At 54.8% G+C, this 22,582-nt stretch carries 25 protein-coding genes and 5 tRNA genes; 9 read left to right on the top strand and 21 right to left on the bottom strand.

Annotation, left to right across the window (positions count from 1 at the left end):
* Nucleotide 1 precedes the first annotated feature (1 nt).
* The 3 genes from modB to ACTJJA_RS02490 all read right to left on the bottom strand — a co-directional run bounded on the left by modB (nt 2) and on the right by ACTJJA_RS02490 (nt 1,791).
* Nucleotides 2-691 carry a molybdate ABC transporter permease subunit gene (modB, locus tag ACTJJA_RS02500; RefSeq protein ID WP_440665991.1) on the bottom strand — a complete coding sequence of 230 codons (690 nt, stop codon included), beginning with the start codon at nt 689-691 and terminating at the stop codon, nt 2-4.
* On the bottom strand, nt 691-1,464 hold the full coding sequence (gene modA / locus ACTJJA_RS02495; RefSeq protein ID WP_440665989.1) for a molybdate ABC transporter substrate-binding protein: 774 nt from the start codon (nt 1,462-1,464) through the stop codon (nt 691-693). Before modA ends, modB begins: the two co-directional genes overlap by 1 nt.
* Nucleotides 1,465-1,641: 177 nt before the next feature.
* Nucleotides 1,642-1,791 carry an AcrZ family multidrug efflux pump-associated protein gene (locus ACTJJA_RS02490; protein WP_008501118.1) on the bottom strand — a complete coding sequence of 50 codons (150 nt, stop codon included), beginning with the start codon at nt 1,789-1,791 and terminating at the stop codon, nt 1,642-1,644.
* A gap of 127 nt (nt 1,792-1,918) precedes the next feature.
* Here ACTJJA_RS02490 and modE point away from each other — a divergent pair, with 127 nt between their 5' ends.
* From modE to gpmA, 7 genes are all read left to right on the top strand, one after another.
* A complete protein-coding gene (gene modE, locus ACTJJA_RS02485; protein ID WP_440665987.1) occupies nt 1,919-2,707 on the top strand; it encodes a molybdenum-dependent transcriptional regulator in 789 nt (262 codons plus the stop codon).
* A 67-nt stretch (nt 2,708-2,774) separates the two neighbouring features.
* Nucleotides 2,775-4,247, top strand: coding sequence for a molybdate ABC transporter ATP-binding protein ModF (gene modF / locus ACTJJA_RS02480; RefSeq protein ID WP_440665985.1), 1,473 nt, complete (start codon nt 2,775-2,777; stop codon nt 4,245-4,247).
* Nucleotides 4,248-4,448: 201 nt separating this feature from the next.
* Complete coding sequence (gene galE / locus ACTJJA_RS02475; RefSeq protein WP_042719422.1) at nt 4,449-5,465, top strand: UDP-glucose 4-epimerase GalE; 1,017 nt, start codon at nt 4,449-4,451, stop codon at nt 5,463-5,465.
* Between the two features lie 9 nt (nt 5,466-5,474).
* Nucleotides 5,475-6,521: a galactose-1-phosphate uridylyltransferase gene (gene galT / locus ACTJJA_RS02470; protein WP_042719424.1), complete on the top strand. Its 1,047-nt coding sequence runs from the start codon at nt 5,475-5,477 to the stop codon at nt 6,519-6,521.
* A 3-nt stretch (nt 6,522-6,524) separates the two neighbouring features.
* Nucleotides 6,525-7,673: a galactokinase gene (gene galK / locus ACTJJA_RS02465; RefSeq protein ID WP_440665983.1), complete on the top strand. Its 1,149-nt coding sequence runs from the start codon at nt 6,525-6,527 to the stop codon at nt 7,671-7,673.
* Nucleotides 7,667-8,710, top strand: coding sequence for a galactose-1-epimerase (gene galM, locus ACTJJA_RS02460; RefSeq protein WP_440665981.1), 1,044 nt, complete (start codon nt 7,667-7,669; stop codon nt 8,708-8,710). The genes galK and galM overlap by 7 nt, the downstream gene beginning before the upstream one ends.
* Before the next feature lie 275 nt (nt 8,711-8,985).
* Entirely contained in the window at nt 8,986-9,738 is a 753-nt protein-coding gene (gene gpmA, locus ACTJJA_RS02455; protein WP_089598926.1) for a 2,3-diphosphoglycerate-dependent phosphoglycerate mutase, read from the top strand.
* 62 nt (nt 9,739-9,800) lie between these two features.
* On the opposite strand, the gene aroG is transcribed toward gpmA, so the two are convergent.
* Nucleotides 9,801-10,853, bottom strand: a complete 1,053-nt coding sequence (gene aroG / locus ACTJJA_RS02450) for a 3-deoxy-7-phosphoheptulonate synthase AroG (RefSeq protein ID WP_440665979.1) — start codon at nt 10,851-10,853, stop codon at nt 9,801-9,803.
* Nucleotides 10,854-11,157: 304 nt separating this feature from the next.
* Between aroG and ACTJJA_RS02445 the strand changes: the two genes are divergently transcribed.
* The gene (locus ACTJJA_RS02445) at nt 11,158-11,538 is read left to right on the top strand and encodes a YbgS-like family protein (protein WP_029485008.1); all 381 of its coding nucleotides are present in this window, start codon (nt 11,158-11,160) and stop codon (nt 11,536-11,538) included.
* Between the two features lie 100 nt (nt 11,539-11,638).
* Entirely contained in the window at nt 11,639-12,574 is a 936-nt protein-coding gene (zitB, locus tag ACTJJA_RS02440) for a CDF family zinc transporter ZitB (protein WP_440665977.1), read from the top strand.
* Here the strand turns inward: zitB and pnuC are convergent.
* The 17 genes from pnuC to cydB form a co-directional block, all read right to left on the bottom strand.
* Entirely contained in the window at nt 12,571-13,290 is a 720-nt protein-coding gene (gene pnuC, locus ACTJJA_RS02435) for a nicotinamide riboside transporter PnuC (protein ID WP_010428749.1), read from the bottom strand. The genes zitB and pnuC overlap by 4 nt on opposite strands.
* Nucleotides 13,291-13,312: 22 nt before the next feature.
* Entirely contained in the window at nt 13,313-14,356 is a 1,044-nt protein-coding gene (gene nadA, locus ACTJJA_RS02430; RefSeq protein ID WP_440665975.1) for a quinolinate synthase NadA, read from the bottom strand.
* Nucleotides 14,357-14,631: 275 nt separating this feature from the next.
* Nucleotides 14,632-14,707 (bottom strand) — tRNA-Lys (locus ACTJJA_RS02425).
* A gap of 24 nt (nt 14,708-14,731) precedes the next feature.
* Nucleotides 14,732-14,807, bottom strand: a tRNA-Lys gene (locus ACTJJA_RS02420).
* Nucleotides 14,808-14,853: 46 nt separating this feature from the next.
* Nucleotides 14,854-14,929 (bottom strand) — tRNA-Lys (locus tag ACTJJA_RS02415).
* A 3-nt stretch (nt 14,930-14,932) separates the two neighbouring features.
* Nucleotides 14,933-15,008, bottom strand: a tRNA-Val gene (locus tag ACTJJA_RS02410).
* Nucleotides 15,009-15,034: 26 nt separating this feature from the next.
* Nucleotides 15,035-15,110 (bottom strand) — tRNA-Lys (locus ACTJJA_RS02405).
* Between the two features lie 161 nt (nt 15,111-15,271).
* The gene (gene cpoB, locus ACTJJA_RS02400; protein ID WP_100165267.1) at nt 15,272-16,066 is read right to left on the bottom strand and encodes a cell division protein CpoB; all 795 of its coding nucleotides are present in this window, start codon (nt 16,064-16,066) and stop codon (nt 15,272-15,274) included.
* A gap of 9 nt (nt 16,067-16,075) precedes the next feature.
* Complete coding sequence (gene pal / locus ACTJJA_RS02395) at nt 16,076-16,597, bottom strand: peptidoglycan-associated lipoprotein Pal (RefSeq protein ID WP_003858578.1); 522 nt, start codon at nt 16,595-16,597, stop codon at nt 16,076-16,078.
* Nucleotides 16,598-16,632: 35 nt separating this feature from the next.
* Entirely contained in the window at nt 16,633-17,925 is a 1,293-nt protein-coding gene (gene tolB / locus ACTJJA_RS02390; protein WP_089598921.1) for a Tol-Pal system beta propeller repeat protein TolB, read from the bottom strand.
* 134 nt (nt 17,926-18,059) lie between these two features.
* A complete protein-coding gene (gene tolA / locus ACTJJA_RS02385) occupies nt 18,060-19,313 on the bottom strand; it encodes a cell envelope integrity protein TolA (RefSeq protein ID WP_100165268.1) in 1,254 nt (417 codons plus the stop codon).
* A 28-nt stretch (nt 19,314-19,341) separates the two neighbouring features.
* A complete protein-coding gene (tolR, locus tag ACTJJA_RS02380; protein WP_003858589.1) occupies nt 19,342-19,770 on the bottom strand; it encodes a colicin uptake protein TolR in 429 nt (142 codons plus the stop codon).
* Between the two features lie 3 nt (nt 19,771-19,773).
* Nucleotides 19,774-20,466: a Tol-Pal system protein TolQ gene (tolQ, locus tag ACTJJA_RS02375; RefSeq protein WP_089598919.1), complete on the bottom strand. Its 693-nt coding sequence runs from the start codon at nt 20,464-20,466 to the stop codon at nt 19,774-19,776.
* Nucleotides 20,463-20,867, bottom strand: coding sequence for a tol-pal system-associated acyl-CoA thioesterase (ybgC, locus tag ACTJJA_RS02370; RefSeq protein ID WP_003858593.1), 405 nt, complete (start codon nt 20,865-20,867; stop codon nt 20,463-20,465). Before ybgC ends, tolQ begins: the two co-directional genes overlap by 4 nt.
* Nucleotides 20,868-21,015: 148 nt before the next feature.
* Nucleotides 21,016-21,306, bottom strand: coding sequence for a cyd operon protein YbgE (ybgE, locus tag ACTJJA_RS02365; RefSeq protein WP_109081183.1), 291 nt, complete (start codon nt 21,304-21,306; stop codon nt 21,016-21,018).
* Entirely contained in the window at nt 21,306-21,419 is a 114-nt protein-coding gene (gene cydX / locus ACTJJA_RS02360) for a cytochrome bd-I oxidase subunit CydX (protein ID WP_003858598.1), read from the bottom strand. Before cydX ends, ybgE begins: the two co-directional genes overlap by 1 nt.
* A 14-nt stretch (nt 21,420-21,433) precedes the next feature.
* Complete coding sequence (gene cydB, locus ACTJJA_RS02355; RefSeq protein WP_010428732.1) at nt 21,434-22,573, bottom strand: cytochrome d ubiquinol oxidase subunit II; 1,140 nt, start codon at nt 22,571-22,573, stop codon at nt 21,434-21,436.
* Nucleotides 22,574-22,582 lie beyond the last annotated feature (9 nt).

Genomic DNA, 22,582 nt, shown 5'->3' with positions numbered 1-22,582 from the left:
CTTATTTCCCCATTCGCTCGCGGCTAAGCCGGGCCAGCCATTCAGATACCAGTAGAGAGGCCAGCGCCAGAACTATCGAGATGATGCACAATCGCGCCGCCGCTCCCTCACCGCCAGGGGTTTGAATCAGGGTATACATTGCGGACGGGATGGTTCGCGTTTCGCCGGGAATGTTCGAGACAAAGGTGATGGTCGCGCCGAACTCGCCGAGCGAACGGGCAAACGCGAGCACCGTTCCGACAATAATTCCCGGCAGCGTGAGCGGAAGCGTGATGGTAAAGAAGACGCGTAAACGTCCGGCTCCCAGCGTGCGTGCCGCCTGTTCGAGCTTCATGTCCACGCCTTCCAGCGCGAGGCGGATAGCCCTCACCATCAGCGGGAATGACATCACCGCCGCCGCCAGCACCGCGCCGCGCCAGCTAAAAGCAAACGTCAGCCCAAACCAGTCGTAGAGCTTCTCGCCGATAAAACCGTGTCGCCCCATCGAGACGAGCAGAAGATAACCGACCACCACGGGCGGTAACACAAGGGGAAGATGAAGAACGCTATCAAGCAGGGCTTTGCCCGGAAACCGGGTGCGAACCAGTAACCAGGCAAAGAAGATCCCAAAGGGCAAACTCAGCACAACCGCGAGGGAAGAGACTTTAAGGCTCAGCAGCACAGCCTGCCATTCAGGATCGGTCAATATCATCAGTGAGTCGTAAATCCATAACGTTTAAAGATCGCAGACGCGTCTGGCCCCTTCAGATAGTCATAGAAGGCCGTCACGGTCGCATTTTTATGTCCATCAACAATCGCAACAGGATATTCCACTTTCTTGTGCGAGTCTTCCGGGAACGTACCAACCACTTTCACCCCTTTGCTGGCAACGGCATCAGAGCCATAAACAATCCCCAGCGGGGCCTCGTTACGCTCTACCAGCGCCAGCGCGCCGCGAACGTCCTCCGCCGGGGCCAGTTTCGGTGACAGGCTTTCCCACGCGCCCAGCTTTTGCAGCGCTTCTTTGGCGTAAATCCCGGCAGGCACATGTTCCGGATCGCCCACCGCCAGACGCCCCCCGTTCAGCAAGCGGGTCCAGTCGGTCGCCTTGTTGATGGTGAGATCGCCCTGAGCGCTGGCTTTCGGCGCCACGACCACCAGGCTATTCCCCAGCAGCGTTTCGCGGGTTGAGGCATCAATCGATTTTTTCTCAGCCGCGTAGTCCATCCACTTCTGGTCGGCAGAGATGAACAAATCGGCCGGTGCACCCGCTTCAATCTGGCGCGCCAGCGTCGAAGAGGAAGCAAACGATGAGACCACATCAACGTTCTTCTCTTTTTTATACTCAGCGGCGATGTCCTGCATCGCATTGGTCAGCGAGGCGGCCGCAAAAACCGTAATTTTCCCCTCTTCAGCCAGCGCGTGCCCGGTAAGAGAAAGCGTCAGCGTTGCCCCTGCAAAAAGGCGTACCCATGTACGTGCCATCTGTAGCTCCTGTCATCATCGTTATATACATATTAATATAACGATATCGTCAGGGAGATCCCAGCGTTAAATGGTACCGATTAATGAGTAAACGGCCTGTCGCTAAAAAAGATATCGGCGATGGAAAGAAATACTTGAGAGCAAAACGCCCGGATTAACCGGGCGTTTTGGAGGGAATCAATGCTGCTTTTTAGCCTGGTCTCGGTGACCAATGTTCGAAAAGACGTTGAACACTTCACCCAGGCCGTAGATGGCACCGAGGATGATGGCCATCACTACTGGTACCATGATTACCGCGAATACCAGACTTTTCAACAACTCTAACATGGTTTTCTCCAGTTATTGTGAACGGCTTATTCTACCCTTTCAAGTGAGAAAAACATCCCCTTTTGTGCGGTGCACTTTGCGCCCTGCGCCATTTGGGTCACAATACACTTTTTGCCAGGACACTGTTATGCAGGCCGAAATTCTCCTCACCTTACGACTTCAGCAAAAGCTTTTTGCCGACCCACGACGTATCGCCCTGCTTAAACAAATAGAACAAACAGGCTCGATTAGCCAGGGTGCCAAAAACGCGGGCATCAGCTACAAAAGCGCCTGGGATGCCATCAATGAGATGAACACCCTGAGCGAGCAAGCGCTGGTCGACCGTGCAACAGGCGGCAAAGGCGGTGGTGGAGCCGTCCTGACGCGTTACGGTCAGCGTCTGATCCAGCTCTACGATCTGCTGGCGCAGATCCAGCAAAAAGCCTTCGATGTACTGAGCGATGATGACAACGTACCGCTGGACAGTCTGCTGGCCGCCATTTCACGCTTTTCACTGCAGACCAGCGCCCGCAATCAGTGGTTTGGCAAGGTCACGGCTCGCGACGACGCCCAGGTGCAGCAGCATATCGACATCCTGCTTGCGGATGGGACTACTCGTCTGAAAGCCGCGATCACCGCGCAGAGCGGGCAGCGCCTTGGTCTGGACGAAGGCAAAGAGGTATTGGTGCTGCTCAAAGCGCCGTGGGTCAGCATTACGCGCAACCCGGAGCAGGCCAGTGGTGCAGATAACCAGCTGCAGGGCACCATCAGCCATATCGAACGCGGCGAAGAACAGTGCGAAGTGCTGATGACGCTGCCGGATGGGCAACCTCTCTGCGCGACGCTCCCCGCTGCGGAGGCGAACGGTTTAGAAGAAGGTGCTGTCGTTACCGCATATTTCAACGCTGACCGGGTCATTATCGCCACATTGTGCTGAGTGCATTGACAATCGTGCCGACAGCCAGTATCCCTGACATCTATCGCTGCAAAAAATGGGATACATCATGTCATCATTGCATATTTCGCAAGGCACGTTTCGTCTTAGCGATACCCGAACGCTGACCCTTCCTGATTTAACGCTGCGCGCAGGCGAAAGCTGGGCGTTTGTGGGAACCAACGGCAGCGGCAAATCAGCGCTGGCGCGAGCTCTGGCCGGAGAGCTAACCCAGCTTAAAGGCGAACGCCAGAATACCTTCACCCGCCTGACGCGCCTGTCGTTTGAACAACTCCAGAAGCTGGTGAGCGATGAGTGGCAGCGCAACAACACCGACCTGCTCAGCCCGGGTGAAGATGATACCGGTCGCACCACAGCAGAAATTATTCAGGACGAGGTCAAAAACCCAGCCCGCTGCCAACAGCTGGCGGAGCAGTTTGGCATCTCCGCCCTGCTGAACCGGCGCTTCAAATACCTTTCCACCGGCGAGACGCGCAAAACGCTGCTGTGCCAGGCATTGATGAGCCAGCCGGAACTGCTGATTCTGGATGAGCCGTTCGACGGGCTGGATGTGCACTCCCGTGCCCAGCTGGCCGCCCTGTTAGGAACGCTTAATCAGGATGGTTACACCATCGTACTGGTGCTTAACCGCTTTGATGAAATTCCGGATTTCGTGCAGAACGCGGGCGTGCTGGCAGATTGCAATCTGGCCGAAACCGGGGAAAAATCCGCATTGCTCAGGCAGGCGCTGATTGCTCAGCTAGCGCACAGCGAAAAACTGGACGGTATCGCGCTTCCGGAGCCCGATGCCCCGGCGGCACGCCACGGCCTCGACCCACACCAGCCCCTTATCGTTCTGCGCGACGGCGTGGTCTCCTATGACGATCGACCGATCCTGAACCACCTTAGCTGGACGGTTAATCCCGCCGAACACTGGCAGATTGTCGGCCCTAACGGCGCGGGAAAATCGACGCTGCTGAGCCTGGTAACCGGCGATCACCCGCAGGGCTACAGCAACGATCTGACGCTGTTTGGCCGACGTCGCGGCAGCGGTGAAACCATCTGGGATATCAAAAAGCACATTGGCTACGTCAGCAGCAGCCTGCATCTGGATTACCGCGTCAGTACCACGGTGCGCAACGCGATCCTCTCCGGGTATTTTGACTCCATCGGCATTTATCAGGCGGTGTCGGACAGACAGCTCAAGCTGGTTCAGCAGTGGCTGGATATTCTGGGTATGGACAGCCGGGTTGCTGACGCGCCGTTCCATAGCCTGTCGTGGGGACAGCAGCGCCTGGCACTCATTGTTCGCGCGCTGGTAAAACACCCGACGCTGTTGATTCTCGACGAACCGCTTCAGGGGCTGGATCCGCTAAACCGCCAGCTGGTCCGTCGCTTTGTCGATATCCTCATTAGTGAGGGCGAAACGCAATTGCTGTTCGTTTCACACCATGCCGAAGATGCGCCCTCCTGTATCACGCATCGCCTTGAGTTTGTCCCCGACGGCGAGCGCTATCGCTACCTTCTCAGCAAAATCGATTAATCGTGGAGGGCACTGCCCTCCGCTTTTTCAGATAACTTGCATCAATACATCGCTATCCCTTTGATCTAGAATGTCATCAGTCATTGAAAAAGTGAGTGTAAAACCGATTGTAAACGATTCCACTATTTTATCCCATGTCACACTTTTCAGCTCTCTGTTATGCTATGGTTATTACATACCATAAGCCCAATGGAGCGAATTATGCGAGTTCTGGTAACAGGTGGTAGCGGTTACATAGGAAGTCATACCTGTGTGCAGCTGCTGCAAAATGGTCACGATGTGATCGTCCTCGATAACCTGTGCAATAGTAAGCGCAGCGTGCTGCCGGTGATTGAACGTCTTGGTGGAAAACAGCCGACCTTCGTGGAAGGCGACATCCGCAACGAAGCGCTGATGACCGAGATCCTTCACGACCACGCCATCGAAGCAGTGATCCACTTCGCGGGTCTGAAAGCCGTCGGTGAATCCGTTGCGAAACCGCTTGAGTATTACGATAACAACGTCAACGGTACCCTGCGTCTCATCTCCGCCATGCGCGCGGCGAACGTCAAAAACTTTATCTTTAGCTCCTCCGCCACCGTCTACGGCGATCAGCCCAAAATCCCTTACGTTGAAAGCTTCCCGACCGGCACCCCGCAAAGCCCGTACGGCAAAAGCAAGCTGATGGTGGAGCAGATCCTGACCGACCTGCAAAAAGCACAGCCGGAGTGGAGCATCGCGCTGCTGCGTTACTTCAACCCGGTCGGCGCGCATCCGTCGGGAGATATGGGTGAAGATCCGCAGGGCATCCCGAATAACCTGATGCCGTACATCGCCCAGGTCGCCGTAGGCCGCCGCGACTCGCTGGCGATTTTTGGCAATGACTACCCTACCGAAGACGGCACCGGCGTGCGTGACTACATCCACGTGATGGATCTGGCAGACGGCCACGTGGCGGCGATGCAGCAACTGGCTGACAAACCGGGCGTGCATATTTACAACCTCGGCGCCGGAGTCGGCAGCAGCGTGCTGGACGTGGTTAACGCCTTCAGCAAAGCCTGCGGTAAGCCGGTGAGCTACCACTTCGCCCCGCGTCGTGATGGCGACCTGCCTGCTTACTGGGCCGATGCCACCAAAGCCGATAAAGAGCTTAACTGGCGTGTTACCCGCACGCTTGATGAAATGGCACAGGATACCTGGCACTGGCAGTCACGCCATCCGCAGGGCTATCCGGACTAAGGATCCGTCATGACGCAATTTAATCCCGTCGATCACCCGCATCGTCGTTTTAACCCGCTAAGCGGGCAGTGGATTTTGGTCTCTCCGCATCGCGCCAAGCGCCCCTGGCAGGGGGCGCAGGAGACGCCTGCAAAACAGACGCTGCCACAGCACGACCCGGACTGCTTCCTCTGTCCGGGCAACACGCGCGTCACCGGGGATAAAAACCCGGACTACAAAGGCACCTTCGTGTTCACCAACGATTTTGCCGCCCTGATGACCGACACCCCGGACGCGCCGGAAAGCCACGATTCGCTGATGCGCTGCGAAAGCGCGCGCGGGACCAGCCGCGTGATCTGCTTCTCGCCCGATCACAGCAAAACGCTGCCGGAGCTGAGCGTGGACGCGCTGAAAGAGGTGGTCAGCACCTGGCAGGCGCAAACCGCAGAGCTGGGGCAGAGCTATCCGTGGGTGCAGGTGTTTGAAAACAAAGGCGCGGCGATGGGCTGCTCTAACCCGCACCCGCACGGCCAGATCTGGGCGAACAGCTTCCTGCCCAACGAAGCCGAGCGTGAAGACCGTCTGCAGAAAGCATATTACGCGGAAAACGGTTCTCCGATGCTGGTGGATTACACGCAGCGCGAGCTGGCCGACGGTAGCCGCACCGTGGTGGAAACCGAACACTGGCTGGCCGTCGTCCCTTACTGGGCCGCCTGGCCGTTTGAAACGCTGCTGCTGCCGAAGGCGCACGTGAAGCGCATTACCGATCTCAGCGATGCGCAGCGTGACGACCTTGCCCTGGCGCTGAAAAAGCTGACCAGCCGTTACGACAATCTCTTCCAGTGCTCCTTCCCGTACTCCATGGGCTGGCACGGCGCCCCGTTTAACGGCGAAGAGAATCAACACTGGCAGCTGCACGCCCATTTCTATCCGCCGCTGCTGCGCTCTGCGACGGTGCGTAAATTTATGGTGGGCTATGAAATGCTGGCGGAAACCCAGCGTGACCTGACGGCGGAACAGGCGGCAGAACGTCTGCGTGCCGTTAGCGACGTCCATTATCGCGAATCAGGAGTCTAAAAAATGAGTCTGAAAGATAAAACACAATCCCTGTTTGCTGAGAAATTTGGCTACCCTGCCACCCACGTTATCCAGGCGCCTGGCCGTGTTAACCTGATCGGTGAACACACCGACTATAACGACGGTTTCGTGCTGCCGTGCGCCATCGATTACCAGACCGTCATCAGCTGCGCGAAGCGCGACGACCGTAAAATCCGCGTGATTGCAGCAGATTACGGTAATGAGACGGACGAGTTTTCACTCGATGCCCCGATTGTGACGCTCGACAGCCAGCAGTGGTCTAATTACGTGCGCGGCGTGGTGAAGCATCTGCAGAAGCGTAACAAGAACGTTGGCGGTGCGGATTTAGTGATCAGCGGCAACGTGCCGCAGGGTGCGGGCTTAAGCTCCTCTGCGTCTCTGGAAGTCGCCGTGGGAACCGTGTTCCAGCAGCTTTATCATCTGCCGCTGGATGGCGCGCAAATCGCCCTGAACGGTCAGGAAGCAGAAAACCAGTTCGTGGGCTGTAACTGCGGCATCATGGACCAGCTGATCTCCGCGCTGGGCAAAAAAGAGCACGCGCTGCTGATCGACTGCCGAACGCTTGGCACCAAAGCCGTTCCCCTGCCAAAAGGCGCGGCCGTGGTGATTATCAACAGCAACTTCAAACGCACGCTGGTGGGCAGTGAGTACAACACCCGCCGCGAACAGTGCGAAACCGGTGCCCGCTTCTTCCAGCAGCCTGCCCTGCGCGACGTCACGCTCAATGAATTTAACAAAGTGGCGCATGAGCTGGATCCGATTGTCGCCAAACGCGTTCGTCACGTGCTGACGGAAAATGCCCGTACCGTTGAAGCCGCGTCCGAACTGGCGAAAGGCGATCTGAAACGCATGGGTGAGCTGATGGCGGAATCTCACGCCTCCATGCGCGATGATTTTGAAATCACCGTTCCGCAGATCGACACCCTGGTGGACATCGTCAAAGCCACCATTGGCGACAAAGGCGGCGTGCGCATGACGGGCGGCGGTTTTGGCGGCTGCATCGTTGCGCTGGTGCCTGAAGAGCTGGTCCCTGCCGTACAGGACGCCGTGGCGAAGCAGTACGAAGCAAAAACGGGTATCAAAGAAACCTTCTATGTTTGTAAAGCATCACAAGGAGCCGGACAGTGCTAAACGAAACACCTACCCTTGCACCGGATGGTCTGCCGTATCGCCTGTTAACCCTGCGCAACAGCGTGGGGATGGTCGTTACGCTGATGGACTGGGGTGCCACCCTTCTTTCTGCCCGCGTACCGATGCCGGACGGCAGCGTACGCGAGACTCTGCTCGGCTGCGCCTCGCCTGAGCAGTATATTAATCAGTCCGCCTATCTGGGCGCGTCCGTTGGGCGCTATGCTAACCGTATCGCGAAGAGCCGTTTTGAACTCGACGGCGTGCAGTACACCCTGCTGCCAAGCCAGGGTGAGAACCAGCTGCACGGCGGACCGGACGGGTTTGATAAACGCCGCTGGAAGATTGTTCGTCAAAACGACGGGGAAGTGCTGCTCTCGCTGGATTCACCTGATGGCGATCAGGGCTTCCCGGGGAACCTTATCGCCTCTGCGCGCTTTACGCTGACCGACGATAACCGTATCGCCATTGAATACCGTGCGACGATCGACAAGCCGTGTCCGGTTAACCTGACTAACCATGCGTACTTCAACCTGGACGGTAACCAGTGCGATGTGCGTAACCACAGGCTACAGATCCTGGCGGATGAATATCTGCCGGTTGATGAGATGGGTATTCCTTATCAGGGGCTGAAAGAGGTGAGCGGGACCAGCTTTGACTTCCGCAGCGTGAAAACTATCGCCCAGGATTTCCTGAGCGATGACGATCAGCGCAAGGTGAAAGGCTACGACCACGCTTTCCTGCTGCAGGCCAAAGGTGATGTGAAACAACCTGCTGCACAGGTCTGGTCTGCGGATGAGAAACTGCAGATGACGGTCTACACCACCGCCCCTGCCCTGCAGTTCTATTCAGGCAACTACCTCGGCGGCACGACGGCGCGCGAGCACGAGGAGTACAGCGACTGGCAAGGGCTGGCGCTGGAAAGCGAGTTCCTGCCCGACAGCCCGAATCATCCGGAATGGCCGCAGCCAGACTGCGTGCTGCGCCCCGGCGAAGAGTATGTGAGCGTCACAGAGTATCATTTCATTCCGCGCGCTTAATGCCCGGCGGCGCTACGCTTGCACAGGCCTACGGGTAGGCCGGATAAGCGAAGCGCCATCCGGCAAAAAACGCCAGCCCTCACAGCGAGGGCTTTTTTCTGCTCGTCTTGCTGAAAATACCGCCGATCGCAGACAAAATCATAACCCTGGATTCACAAGCATCTTACACTCAGAGACTATTTTCGCTATGGTTAGGGTTAAGCGTTGCTGCTGGCACGTCCACGGCAATATAATGAGAATTGTTATCATTCAATAAAGCTTATGAGGAGTACGATATGGCTGTAACTAAGCTGGTTCTGGTGCGCCACGGCGAAAGCCAGTGGAACAACGAAAACCGCTTCACCGGTTGGTACGACGTTGATCTGTCTGAGAAAGGCGTAAGCGAAGCCAAAGCGGCAGGTAAACTGCTGAAGGACGAAGGCTTCACCTTTGATTTTGCTTACACCTCTGTGCTGAAACGTGCCATCCACACCCTGTGGAACGTGCTGGACGAACTGGATCAGGCCTGGCTGCCGGTTGAGAAATCCTGGAAACTGAACGAGCGTCACTACGGTGCGCTGCAGGGTCTGAACAAAGCGGAAACCGCTGAGAAATATGGCGACGAGCAGGTTAAACAGTGGCGTCGCGGCTTCGCGGTAACCCCGCCAGAGCTGACCAAAGATGACGAGCGCTACCCGGGTCACGACCCACGTTACGCTAAACTGACCGACGCAGAACTGCCACAAACTGAAAGCCTGGCGCTGACCATCGACCGCGTTGTGCCTTACTGGAATGAAACCATTCTGCCACGTCTGAAAAGCGGTGAGCGCGTGATCATCGCCGCTCACGGTAACTCCCTGCGTGCGCTGGTGAAATACCTGGACAACATGGGTGAAGACGAAATCCTCGAGCTGAACATCCCAACTGGCGTACCGCTGGTGTATGAGTTCGACGAAAACTTCAAACCAATCAAACATTACTATCTGGGTAACGCGGACGAGATCGCAGCGAAAGCAGCGGCTGTTGCGAACCAGGGTAAAGCGAAGTAATTTTCGCAAGGCATAAAAAAAAGCGCGGAGCCTTCCGCGCTTTTTTATTTGTGCCTGAGGACTCAGCCGCGACGCGCTTTTACCGCAATCGCCAGCTGACGCAGGATGGCGTCGGTATCGTCCCAGCCAATACAGGCATCGGTGACGCTCTTACCGTAAACCAGCGGTTCACTGCCTTCCAGATTCTGGTTACCTTCAACCAGATGGCTTTCAATCATCACCCCGATCACCGCTTTCTCACCGCTGGCGATCTGCTGGCAAACGTCTGCCCCCACTTCCATCTGCTTTTTAAACTGCTTGCTGGAGTTGGCGTGGCTGAAGTCGATCATCACCTGCGGCGCCAGTCCGGCTTTTTCCAGCCCGACTTTCACTTCCGCGACATGTTTTGCGCTGTAGTTTGGCTCTTTGCCGCCGCGCAGAATGATATGGCAGTCACCGTTACCGCTTGTATTCACGATGGCGGAATGACCCCATTTGGTCACGGAGAGGAAGCAGTGTGGCGCGCCCGCTGCGTTGATGGCGTCGATAGCCACCTTAATGGTCCCGTCAGTGCCGTTTTTAAAACCAACCGGACAAGAGAGGCCGGACGCCAGCTCGCGGTGAACCTGAGATTCCGTGGTGCGGGCACCAATTGCGCCCCAGCTCATCAGGTCTGCCAGGTATTGTGGCGTAATCATGTCCAGGAACTCACCCGCGGCAGGCAGGCCGCTGTCGTTGATTTCCAGCAGCAGCTTGCGGGCAATGCGCAGACCGTCGTTGATCTGGAAGCTGTTATCCATATGCGGATCGTTAATCAGCCCTTTCCAGCCCACGGTGGTGCGCGGTTTTTCAAAATAGACGCGCATCACGATTTCCAGCTCGCCTTTCAGCTCTTCACGCAGGGTGAGCAGGCGGGCAGCATACTCTTTCGCGGCCGCCGGGTCGTGAATAGAGCACGGGCCAATCACCACCAGAAGACGATCGTCGCTGCCTTTCAGGATCTTGTGGATCGCTTTGCGGGCATGAGACACCGTATTTGCAGCATTTTCAGTGGCGGGGAATTTTTCAAGGAGTGCTACAGGAGGTAATAACTCATTGATCTCTTTAATGCGTAAATCGTCGTTCTGATAATTCATCTTCTTTCCGGCTCTGCCATATCTTTAGTAGTGAAAGCAATGCTTTCAATCTAACTTGTCGGCCAGGAAGTGTAAACGGGCTTTTACACTTCACGCAGATAATTCCTGGAATTCGCCTAAAAATCGCCACAAAATAGCGAAAAATGAGATCTAACCTAAGCTTTTTAACTGTAACAACCATTTTTGTGTGATTAAACACGATTCCATACTGACGTAAGTCCGTATGCTGGTATCTTTCGCCTTTGAACAAGATGCACTGTTGGAGAATGTTATCCAGCGTAACGACAAGAACAGGAGCAGCATGATGAAAATGACGAAACTGGCAACTCTCTTTCTGACCGCCACACTCACCCTGGCAAGCGGTAGCGTCCTGGCCGCTGACACGGGCTCATCAGACAGCAACGGCGATGCCAATGCAGCCGCCGCTGCTGGCCAGGTCGCCCCTGATGCTAAACAAAACATCGCACCAAATAATGTCGATAACAGCCAAATCAATTCCGGAAATACCCAAACCGGCGGCACCATGCTACATCCCAATGGTACGGATTCCGGCACGATGAATCACGACGGCATGACCAAAGATGAAGTGCACAAAAACTCCATGTGTAAAGACGGCCGCTGTCCGGATCCAAATGACAAAGTCGGCAGTGATGCGGATACCAAAACTGACGGTACCACGCAGTAACGCTGAGTAATCTGAATAAAGGAGAGCGCGTGCTCTCCTTTTTTATTTAAGCTCTTAAAAACGCTACACTAAAAATAATTACAAAATCAGGAAAGATGACATGGCGCACACACACTCCCCTTCCCCCACCTCCGGCGATGAGAATGCCAAACGGCTGCTGTTGGCGTTTGGCTTCACGGCAACGTTTATGGTTATCGAGGTCATTGGGGGGATAATTTCAGGTTCTCTGGCCCTGCTGGCAGATGCGGGACATATGCTTACCGATGCGGCTGCCCTGCTGTTTGCTCTGCTCGCCGTCCAGTTCTCACGCCGTCCACCCAATGCTCGCCACACGTTTGGCTGGCTCAGGCTCACTACGCTTGCCGCTTTCGTTAACGCGATTGCGCTAGTGGTGATAACCATCCTGATCGTCTGGGAAGCCGTTCAGCGCTTCAGACACCCGCAGCCCGTCGCCGGAACCACCATGATGGTCATCGCAATAGCGGGCTTGATTGCCAACATTCTGGCGTTCTGGATTTTGCATCGCGGCAGCGGGGAAAAGAATCTCAATGTGCGTGCCGCGGCATTGCATGTTCTGGGGGATCTGCTCGGCTCCGTTGGGGCGATTGTGGCTGCGCTGATTATTCTCGGGACGGGATGGACACCCATCGACCCGATTCTTTCGGTGCTCGTCTCCTGTCTGGTGCTACGCAGCGCCTGGCGGCTGTTGAAAGAGAGCGTCAATGAGTTGCTGGAAGGTGCCCCCACGTCAATTGACATTGGTGAGCTGAGACGAAATCTGAGCCGCTCGATTCCGGAGGTGCGAAACGTCCACCACGTTCACGTGTGGCTGGTCGGAGAAAAGCCGGTCATGACGCTGCACGTTCAGGTGATCCCACCCCACGATCACGACGCGCTGCTCGAACGTATCCAGCATTTTCTGGAGCATCACTATGAGATTGCCCATTCGACGATCCAGATGGAGTATCAGCCCTGTAGCGGGCCAGACTGCCACCTGAACGAGGCGCAGTCCGGCCATTCACATCATCACCATTAGTGGGAAAGCGCGCGAGAGCCTCGCTCACGCGCGCTGTTAATCCACATACGGCTGCCGTTCAGGGCAATGAAGGTCAGCAGCAGATATTCCAGCGACATGGCATAGACGCCCTGCAGGGCGAAAATCACCACGCTAATGACGTTGATGATGACCCACAGCAGCCAGTTCTCGACATATTTTCGGGTCATCAGGATCATCGCCGCAATCGACAGCACCATCATGCAGGAATCCCAGAACGGGAAGGCATCCGGCTGGAGTTCAGGCATCGTGACACTCAAACCGAGTCCGGACATGACCGAAACGGCAACGCGCGTCAGAAACGCAAACACCGGGTTGATATAAACGGTCATCAAACCAATGGCCGCCACGCAGGCGACAAGCCAGGCGATGGCTTTCGGCAGCGGCAGCCAGCGGATCTGCAGCTCGGCTTCCTGCTGGCTGTTTTGACGCGACCACGCGTACCAGCCGTAAATATTGGCGGCAAAGAAAAACAGCTGCAAAAGCAGGCTGGCGTAGAGCTGGATCTGGAAGAAGATAATCGCAAACAGCGTGACGTTAATCAGCCCGAACGCGTAATTGCTGATCTTCTCCAGGCTCGCCAGCCAAATACAGAGTAACCCCGCCAGCGTGCCAACGGCTTCAATCCATGACAGGTCATAGCCACCCGCACCAATCGGTATATGAACCAAAATGTTCTGCGTGCTAAAAAAATCCATCTTTTCCCCGGTTCTGAATAAGTTAAGTACGTAGTGTAGCCGCAAAATGCAGCATGCGGTTAAGCGGAATTAACGCACCTTCCCGCAACGCCGCATCAACATGAATTTCATGCGCTGCTCCGCCCGTCTCGAGCCCTTCGGCAATCGCTTTCAGGCCGTTCATCGCCATCCACGGGCAGTGCGCACAGCTGCGGCACGTTGCCCCCTCGCCTGCGGTTGGCGCTTCGAGTAACTCTTTTTCCGGCACCGCCTGCTGCATTTTGTAAAAGATACCGCGATCGGTAGCCACGATAAGCTGCTTATGCGGCAGCGTCCTGGCCGCGTTGATGAGCTGGCTGGTTGAGCCAACCGCATCGGCCATATCGACAATCGACTGAGGCGACTCTGGATGCACCAGAATGGCCGCTTCCGGGTACAGCGCCTTCATACGCGTCAGCGCCTGAGTCTTAAATTCGTCGTGAACGATACATGCGCCCTGCCAGCAGAGAACATCTGCGCCTGTTTGCTTCTGAACGTAATTACCGAGATGGCGGTCAGGCGCCCAGATAATTTTCTCGCCCAGGCTATCCAGATGTTCAATCAGTTCAACGGCGATGCTGGAGGTCACCACCCAGTCTGCACGGGCTTTTACCGCCGCAGACGTATTGGCATAGACCACCACGGTGCGGTCAGGATGGGCATCGCAGAACGCGGTGAATTCCTCAACAGGGCAGCCGAGATCGAGAGAACACTCTGCGTTGAGCGTCGGCATCAGAATAGTTTTTTCCGGGCTGAGAATTTTTGCCGTTTCACCCATAAAGCGCACGCCAGCGACCAGCAGCGTGGAAGCGGGATGTTTTGCCCCGAAGCGTGCCATCTCCAGTGAGTCAGAAATACATCCGCCGGTCTCTTCCGCCAGCTGCTGGATTTCCGGGTCGGTGTAGTAATGGGCCACCATTACCGCATCTCGTTCTTTGAGAAGACGCTTGATCTTCTCGCGGTAGAACTGCTTTTCATCCAGACTCAGCGGGACAGGCTTTGGCGGAAACGGATAGATTGCGGCTTCGGGATCAAACATCACACTCATTATGGCTTCTCGTTTTACTGGCTTAACAATATTGCCTTTATTTTGCGCAACATAGCAAAACGGTCGGCAATTGTGTTTTATATACTAAACAAGATAGCGAATTTGAGAAGAAAAGTCACCGGGTATAGGTGCACATAGCATTTGTCGGGTGGCGGCTTCGCCTTACCCGACCTACTTTGTTCGTAGGCCTGATAAGCGCAGCGCCATCAGGCAGTGTGTTTTAGGCTCAGGATCTGCAGATAGCAAAAAGGCGCCTTTAGGGCGCCTTTCTACACTGGTGGGTCGTGCAGGATTCGAACCTGCGACCAATTGATTAAAAGTCAACTGCTCTACCAACTGAGCTAACGACCCCTTGCGGGATTTTTTTCTTCGAAGTGGTGGGTCGTGCAGGATTCGAACCTGCGACCAATTGATTAAAAGTCAACTGCTCTACCAACTGAGCTAACGACCCATTCGGGTGCTGACTTCGAAGATTTTTACTCGGTACCACCGGAAAGTGGTGGGTCGTGCAGGATTCGAACCTGCGACCAATTGATTAAAAGTCAACTGCTCTACCAACTGAGCTAACGACCCGAGTGGTGGGTGATGACGGGCTCGAACCGCCGACCCCCTCCGTGTAAAGGAGATGCTCTACCAACTGAGCTAATCACCCACTCTGTACTACTGGTTTGCGTTAAGTGGTGGGTCGTGCAGGATTCGAACCTGCGACCAATTGATTAAAAGTCAACTGCTCTACCAACTGAGCTAACGACCCACTTTTACGCTGTTTTCACGTTGTTTGATATCCCGTGGCAACGGCGGCATATATTACTGATTTAAGAATTCTGCGCAACAAAAATTTCGATGAAGATCACTTAACTGCTTACGAATCATGCGGCACGACCAGAAATAACACGATTTCTGGTCATGCGATAATCATCCCATCGAACTCAGACGTTTTTGCGCCTGTTTGGCACCTTCGGTACCCGGGAATTTTGTGACAACCTGCTGATACACCGCTTTGGCCTTCGCAGTGTCACCTTTGTCCTGCATGATCACGCCGACCTTATACATCGCATCCGGCGCTTTTGGCGATTTCGGGTAATTTTTCACCACTGAGGCAAAATAAAACGCCGCATCGTCCTTTTTACCCTTGTTGTAATTCAGCTGACCGAGCCAGTAGTTCGCATTTGGCTGGTAAGTGGAATCAGGGTACTTCTTCACGAAGTTCTGAAACGCAACGATAGCGTCGTCCTGGCGAGATTTGTCCTGCACCAGGGCGATAGCCGCGTTGTAGTCAGTATTCGCGTCACCGCTCTGTACAGGCGCGCCTGAAGAGGCTGGCGCATCTGCTGTCGGAGCAGGTGTCGCTGTCGCCGCACCGCTTTGGTCGCCCGCAGCTGGCTGTGCTGCTGCACCACCGCTACTCAGGCTGTCCATCTGCAGCAAGATCTGCTTCTGGCGTTCCACAACCTGGTTCAACTGATACTGGCTTTCCTGGATCTGGCCGCGGAGAGAGTCAATATCATTTTGGTTATCGGAAAGCTGCTGCTGGAGTTGGGTTAAAAGCTGACTGTGAGCGTTAGAAATACGCTCGAGTTGAGTGACCCGGTCTTCTACCGAGCCTGAGCCGACACTACTGATTGGTGCCTGAGCAAAAGCGGCCCAGGGGGCCGCTATTCCAACCAGTAACGACAGACTCATGAGATGATGTCTGAAGTTACTGCTCATGCCATTCTCTTAGTAAACCAGTACGGCACGACGGTTTTTGGAGTAAGCCGCTTCGTCGTGACCCAGTACTGCAGGTTTTTCTTTACCGTAAGAAACGATGGAGATCTGGTCAGCAGAAACGCCTTTACCCTGCAGGTACATTTTAACAGCGTTAGCACGACGTTCACCCAGGGAGATGTTGTACTCTGGAGTACCACGTTCGTCCGCGTGACCTTCTACGGTGACTTTGTAAGACGGGTTGCTACGCAGGAAGTTAGCGTGAGCATCCAGCATCGCAGCGAAATCAGAACGGATGTCGTATTTATCCAGATCGAAGTAAACGATGTTGTTCTGCTGCAGCTGCTGCATCTGAAGACGCGCTTGCTCTTCAGAAGACATGTTGCCATTGCCGTTAGCGTCCATACCGGTGCCGGCACCCATCATGCCTTCACCGCTCTGGTCATTGCTTGCGTTCTTGTTAGAAGAACACGCTGCGATTGCCATTACAGGCAGAGCGATCATCAGCCCCTTCAGCACTTTGTTCAGTTGCATTTCTAAGATTCCTTTAGTAATCAATTAATTATTATTTACAGATACGGCGACCAGGCAGGTGATTTTACCTGTCCATCAGTTGCCGGAATACGCGCTTTGAAACGCCCATCTGTAGAAACCAGATTCAGCACAGATCCCATCCCCTGAGAAGAGCTGTAGATTACCATCGTGCCGTTAGGTGCCAGACTTGGCGTTTCATCCAGGAACGTTGACGAGAGAACTTGCACGCCACCCGTTACCAGATCTTGTTTGGCAATGTGCTGCTGACCACCCGCAGAACTGACCATTACCATCGTTTTACCATCGGCACTGACGTCAGCATCCTGGTTCTGAGAACCTTCCCAGGTAATACGCTGCGGCGCTCCGCCGTTGATATTCACTTTATAAACTTGTGGACGACCTGCCTGGTCAGACGTGAAGGCCAGGTTCTGGCTGTCCGGGAACCAGGTTGGTTCGGTGTTGTTGCTACGGCCATCCGTCACCTGACGAATCTGACCAGAACCGATGTCCATCACGTACAGGTTCAGGCTACCGGTTTTAGACAGGGCAAAGGCCAGTTTTGAGCCATCCGGAGAGAACGCAGGCGCACCGTTGTGACGTGGGAACGACGCAACCTGACGCACGGCACCGTTAGACAGCGTCTGGATAACCAGCGCAGAACGACCGCTTTCGAAGGTGACGTAGGCCAGTTTGGAACCGTCAGGAGACCACGCCGGAGACATCAGCGGCTGTGGAGAACGGTGAACGGTGAACTGGTTGTAGCCATCGTAGTCAGAAACGCGCAGCTCATACGGGAACTGACCGCCGTTGGTCTGAACCACGTAAGCGATACGAGTACGGAATGCACCTTTTATACCGGTCAGCTTCTCAAACACTTCGTCACTTGCGGTGTGGCCCGCATAGCGCAGCCACTGCTTGTTCACTTTATACGTGTTCTGAGCCAGAACGGTACCTGGCGCACCGCCGGTATCGACCAGCTGATAAGCCACGTTGTAGCCACCGTCTGGGGCAGGCGTTACCTGACCGACCACGACCGCATCAATACCCAGCGCAGACCACGCCGCAGGCTGTACTTCCTGCGCGGTGCCCGGCTGCTGTGGCAGGCGAGAACGATCTAATGGGTTGAATTTGCCGCTGTTACGCAGGTCAGCGGCTACAATGCCGCCGATGTCTTCAGGCGCCGCACCCGGGCCAGCCCACTGGAACGGAACAACGCCGATTGGGCGCGCCGAGTCCACCCCCTGGGTGATCTCGATACGTACTTCTGCATGCAGCACAGCTGCCCACAGCATTAAAAAACTAAATGCTACACGTAATGCCTGCTTCATCATATCTCCCTTATCTGGGTAACCTTACCCACGATAATTTAGCAGAATGTTAACAAACTCAAATAGACAAAACTACCTGAACCCTGTGACTAAACCTGGTCTATTTTCCCCCGTTTGCACGGGGAAAATGTAACTTAAGGTTTGAAGTCCAGTGGCGCATTTTTAAAGACTTCATACACGGCCTGAGAAGGCGGTTTTGGCATCTTCGCCTGACGCGCTGCAGCCAGTGCAGCAGTACATAAGGCTGGATCGCCACCTTCAGACTGAATATCGAGCAGCATCCCATCCGGCGCCAGTTTTATACGCAGCGTACACGTTTTACCGGTGTAGGAAGACGCATCATAAAATCGGCTTTCGATAGCGGATTTAATCTGCGCGGCATAACCGTTGATTTCAGCGCCTGATGCACCGTTACTCTTAGTGTTACCACTTCCAGACGGCGCTGCGTTGTTTCCTTTCGCTCCGCCACCCGTTTTCGGTGCATTCTTACCTGAACTGAGATCGCCCAGCAGATCGTCAACGCCTGCAGCAGCGGCAGCTTTTTCAGCGGCAGCAGCCTTTTTCGCAGCGGCTTTTTCGGCGGCTGCTTTCTTATCGGCAGCGGCCTTCGCGGCTGCAGCTTTTTTATCGGCTGCGGCTTTTTCTGCGGCGGCCGCTTTTTCAGCTGCGGCTTTCTCGGCAGCAGCCGCTTTCTTCGCCGCCTCGGCAGCAGCTTTCTTCTCTGCTTCCTGAGCGGCTTTCTTCGCGGCTTCCGCTTCGGCTTTCTTCTGAGCATCAGCAGCGGCTTTCTTCGCGGCTTCCGCTTCAGCTTTCTTCTGAGCATCGGCAGCAGCTTTTTTCGCGGCTTCCGCTTCAGCTTTCTTCTGAGCGTCAGCAGCGGCTTTCTTCGCAGCGTCTGCGGCTAATTTAGCCTGCGCATCTGCCTGTGCTTTCGCATCCGCAGCGGCTTTGGCCGCAGCCTCCTCCGCCTGTTTCTGCTGTTCTTGCGCTTTCTTCGCTGCGGCTTCAGCCTGTTTCTGCTGTTCAGCCTGCTCTTTCGCCGCGTCCTGCGCCTGCAAACGCTCTTTCTCAAGCTGCTTCAGACGCTCCTGCTCCGCGGCCTGCTTTTCACGCAGTTCTTCCGCTTGCTGTTGCGCCTGTTTTTCACGCTGCTCTTCAGCACGTTTTGCGCTCGCCTGCTGCTGTTGCTGACGATTATAGTTCTGCACTACCGCACCGGGATCCACCATGACGGCATCGATGGAAGACCCCCCACCGCCGCCAGCTGATGCATCAATGTGCTCGTCGAACGAACTCCAGATCAGCGCTGCAAAAAGAATAACGTGCAGCACTGCGGAGACGATTATCGCTCGCTTAAGCTTGTCGTTCTGTTCGGTTGCCTTTGACACTATCGGTTCCCAAAAACTACGCAGATGATCAAATAGGCTGAGTCATTAAGCCAACAGACTTAACGCCCGCACTATGTAGCAAGTTCAGCGCTTTAATAATTTCATCGTAAGGCACGTCTTTCGCGCCACCGATTAAGAAGACCGTTTTCGGATTTGACTCCAGGCGTCGTTGCGCTTCAGCAATAACCTGCTCGGGTGGCAGTTGATCCATACGATCTTTCTCGACCACTACGCTGTACTGCCCTACACCGGAAACCTCAATGATGACCGGAGGATCGTCATTGGTGCTTACCGCCTGTGATTCTGTCGCATCCGGCAGATCAACTTCCACGCTCTGGGTAATGATCGGCGCTGTCGCCATAAAGATCAGCAGCAGTACCAGCAGTACGTCCAGCAGTGGAACGATATTGATTTCGGACTTGAGCTCGCGACGACCTCGTCCACGCGATCTGGCCATGGTTTACCCCTTGTTGCTCTCGGTACTGGTAAACGCCTGACGGTGCAGAATCGCGGTGAACTCTTCCATAAAGTTGTCGTAGTTCAGTTCCAGTTTGTTCACGCGCTGGTTCAGACGGTTGTAAGCCATAACCGCCGGGATTGCCGCAAACAGACCGATAGCGGTCGCAATCAGTGCTTCAGCGATACCCGGCGCAACCATCTGCAACGTCGCCTGCTTCACCGCGCCTAACGCGATAAAGGCGTGCATGATCCCCCACACGGTACCAAACAGACCGATATACGGGCTGATGGAACCCACAGTGCCGAGGAACGGAATGTGCGTCTCAAGGGTTTCCAGTTCGCGGTTCATGGAAATGCGCATCGCACGCGACGCACCTTCTACCACCGCTTCCGGCGCGTGGTTATTCGCGCGATGTAAGCGGGCAAACTCTTTGAATCCGCTATAGAAAATTTGTTCGGAGCCTGAAAGATTATCACGGCGCCCCTGGCTTTCCTGGTACAGACGAGAAAGTTCGATACCCGACCAGAACTTGTCTTCAAACGCTTCGGCTTCACGACCAGCGGCATTAAGAATACGCGTTCTCTGGATAATGATGGCCCAGGATGCGATTGAAAAACCAATCAAAATCAACATGATAAGTTTAACCAGAAGGCTAGCCTTCAGGAACAAATCAAGGATATTCATGTCAGTCACTGCTTAAACTCCGCGACAATAGACTTAGGAAGCGCACGAGGCTTCATTATGGTTGGATCAACACAGACAATCAGTACTTCAGCTGAGTTCAGTACGGTGTTCTCTGCATTGACTATCCGCTGCGTGAAAACCAGTGAGGTTCCGCGCATTGATGTAATTTCAGTTTGGACTTCGAGCATATCGTCGAGTCTGGCAGGCGCAAAATACTCAAGCGTCATCTTGCGTACCACGAAGGCAACTCGCTCAGCCAACAGCACCTGTTGACTAAAGTGATGATGGCGCAGCATCTCTGTGCGTGCCCGTTCATAAAAAGCAACGTAGCTGGCGTGGTAGACCACACCACCGGCATCGGTATCTTCGTAGTAGACACGAACCGGCCATCGAAACAGCGTTGTATTCACTTTACATCCCAGTAATGCAACAAAAGTTAGAGCTTTTAAACTTCGCTACTATACGCGCGGGAATGATGGTTTGGAATGGGAGAAAGTAAACGGAGAGTAAATTTTTATGGGCTCGGGTAAGCCCATATCGTTATAGGACATTTCTTATTCAGAAGAAGAAGAAAATCAGACCAGCAAGGAGAACCAAATCGGCAATCAGCGGGCAGAAAATTCCCTGCCAGTGAACGGCTTTCGGACGAAAGCCCACGCCGTGAATGACCCCTGCGCACACCGCCCACATGATGAGGAAGCCGTGCCAGATCTCAAGTGCGCTGGTCTTTGCCGCGAAGCGCGACGGGTCCCAGAAGATGCAGCCCGCCAGCAGTAATGCCATCACTAAAGAAAGCGCCCGTAACGGGCGCTTGTCCATTACCGCATATAACGTTGCGATAATATTCATTAGTGTTTTTCTTCACCCGCTTTGGTCGCTTCGACGTGCTCAAGCGCCAGGGCAGTGATGACACCAAATGCGCAGGCAAGAAGCGTCCCTAAAATCCATGCGAAATACCACATATTCAGCTCCTTACTTAGTACATAGAGTGGGTGTTGCTTTCGATATGTTCTTTGGTGATACGACCGAACATTTTCCAGTAACACCAGGCGGTGTAGAGCAGAATAATCGGTACGAACACGCAGGCAACATAGGTCATCAGGTTCAGCGTCAGCTGGCTGGAGGTTGCATCCCACATGGTCAGGCTAGCATTCATCATAGTGCTGGATGGCATGACGAACGGGAACATCGCAATACCTGCCGTCAGGATGATGCACGCCAGTGTCAGTGAAGAGAACACGAACGCCAGAGCGCCTTTTTCCAGACGAGAGGTCAGCACGGTCAACAGTGGCAACAGTACGCCCAGCGCCGGGATAGCCCACAGAGCAGGGGTATTGTTGAAGTTCACCATCCAGGCACCCGCCTGACGCGCGACTTCTTTAGTCAGCGGGTTAGACGGCGCAACATGGTTGATCGCAGACGTCACTACGTAACCATCGATACCGTACACCACCCACACACCGGCCAGAGCGAAGCAAACCAGAGTGACCAGCGCCGCAACCTGCGCCGTTGCACGGGAACGCAGGTGCAGTTCACCCACGGTACGCATCTGCAGATAGGTCGCGCCCTGAGTAATGATCATCGCCACGCTAACAACGCCTGCCAGCAGACCAAACGGATTCAGCAGCTGGAAGAAGTTACCGGTGTAGTAAAGACGCATATATTCATCAATGTGGAACGGTACGCCCTGCAGCAGGTTACCGAATGCCACGCCAATCACCAGCGGCGGAACAAAGCTACCGATGAAGATGCCCCAGTCCCACATGTTACGCCAGCGGGTATCTTCAATCTTGGAACGGTAGTCGAAGCCTACCGGACGGAAGAATAAAGATGCCAGCACCAGAATCATCGCCACGTAGAAGCCGGAGAACGCAGCCGCGTAGACCATCGGCCAGGCAGCGAACAGCGCGCCACCCGCGGTGATCAGCCACACCTGGTTACCGTCCCAGTGAGGGGCGATGGAGTTGATCATAATTCGACGCTCGGTGTCATTACGACCGAGGAAACGGGTAAGCATCCCTACCCCCATGTCGAAACCATCAGTGACCGCAAAACCGATCAGCAGAACGCCAATCAACAGCCACCAGATAAAACGCAATACTTCATAATCGATCATTTGATGACT

It is taken from the genome of Enterobacter sp. 22452 (assembly GCF_052045065.1).
Classification (GTDB): domain Bacteria; phylum Pseudomonadota; class Gammaproteobacteria; order Enterobacterales; family Enterobacteriaceae; genus Enterobacter; species Enterobacter mori.
Note: the sequence above shows the minus strand (reverse complement) of the source record. Positions and strands in the feature narration are given on the sequence as shown.

Excerpts from the sequence above, each read along its gene's own strand:
- modB (WP_440665991.1), bottom strand. The coding sequence starts at position 691 with ATGATATTGACCGATCCTGAATGGCAGGCTGTGCTGCTGAGCCTTAAA.
- modA (WP_440665989.1), bottom strand. The coding sequence starts at position 1,464 with ATGGCACGTACATGGGTACGCCTTTTTGCAGGGGCAACGCTGACGCTT.
- ACTJJA_RS02490 (WP_008501118.1), bottom strand. The coding sequence starts at position 1,791 with ATGTTAGAGTTGTTGAAAAGTCTGGTATTCGCGGTAATCATGGTACCA.
- modE (WP_440665987.1), top strand. The coding sequence starts at position 1,919 with ATGCAGGCCGAAATTCTCCTCACCTTACGACTTCAGCAAAAGCTTTTT.
- modF (WP_440665985.1), top strand. The coding sequence starts at position 2,775 with ATGTCATCATTGCATATTTCGCAAGGCACGTTTCGTCTTAGCGATACC.
- galE (WP_042719422.1), top strand. The coding sequence starts at position 4,449 with ATGCGAGTTCTGGTAACAGGTGGTAGCGGTTACATAGGAAGTCATACC.
- galT (WP_042719424.1), top strand. The coding sequence starts at position 5,475 with ATGACGCAATTTAATCCCGTCGATCACCCGCATCGTCGTTTTAACCCG.
- galK (WP_440665983.1), top strand. The coding sequence starts at position 6,525 with ATGAGTCTGAAAGATAAAACACAATCCCTGTTTGCTGAGAAATTTGGC.
- gpmA (WP_089598926.1), top strand. The coding sequence starts at position 8,986 with ATGGCTGTAACTAAGCTGGTTCTGGTGCGCCACGGCGAAAGCCAGTGG.
- aroG (WP_440665979.1), bottom strand. The coding sequence starts at position 10,853 with ATGAATTATCAGAACGACGATTTACGCATTAAAGAGATCAATGAGTTA.
- ACTJJA_RS02445 (WP_029485008.1), top strand. The coding sequence starts at position 11,158 with ATGAAAATGACGAAACTGGCAACTCTCTTTCTGACCGCCACACTCACC.
- zitB (WP_440665977.1), top strand. The coding sequence starts at position 11,639 with ATGGCGCACACACACTCCCCTTCCCCCACCTCCGGCGATGAGAATGCC.
- pnuC (WP_010428749.1), bottom strand. The coding sequence starts at position 13,290 with ATGGATTTTTTTAGCACGCAGAACATTTTGGTTCATATACCGATTGGT.
- nadA (WP_440665975.1), bottom strand. The coding sequence starts at position 14,356 with ATGAGTGTGATGTTTGATCCCGAAGCCGCAATCTATCCGTTTCCGCCA.
- cpoB (WP_100165267.1), bottom strand. The coding sequence starts at position 16,066 with ATGAGCAGTAACTTCAGACATCATCTCATGAGTCTGTCGTTACTGGTT.
- pal (WP_003858578.1), bottom strand. The coding sequence starts at position 16,597 with ATGCAACTGAACAAAGTGCTGAAGGGGCTGATGATCGCTCTGCCTGTA.
- tolB (WP_089598921.1), bottom strand. The coding sequence starts at position 17,925 with ATGAAGCAGGCATTACGTGTAGCATTTAGTTTTTTAATGCTGTGGGCA.
- tolR (WP_003858589.1), bottom strand. The coding sequence starts at position 19,770 with ATGGCCAGATCGCGTGGACGAGGTCGTCGCGAGCTCAAGTCCGAAATC.
- ybgE (WP_109081183.1), bottom strand. The coding sequence starts at position 21,306 with ATGAATATTATCGCAACGTTATATGCGGTAATGGACAAGCGCCCGTTA.
- cydX (WP_003858598.1), bottom strand. The coding sequence starts at position 21,419 with ATGTGGTATTTCGCATGGATTTTAGGGACGCTTCTTGCCTGCGCATTT.
- cydB (WP_010428732.1), bottom strand. The coding sequence starts at position 22,573 with ATGATCGATTATGAAGTATTGCGTTTTATCTGGTGGCTGTTGATTGGC.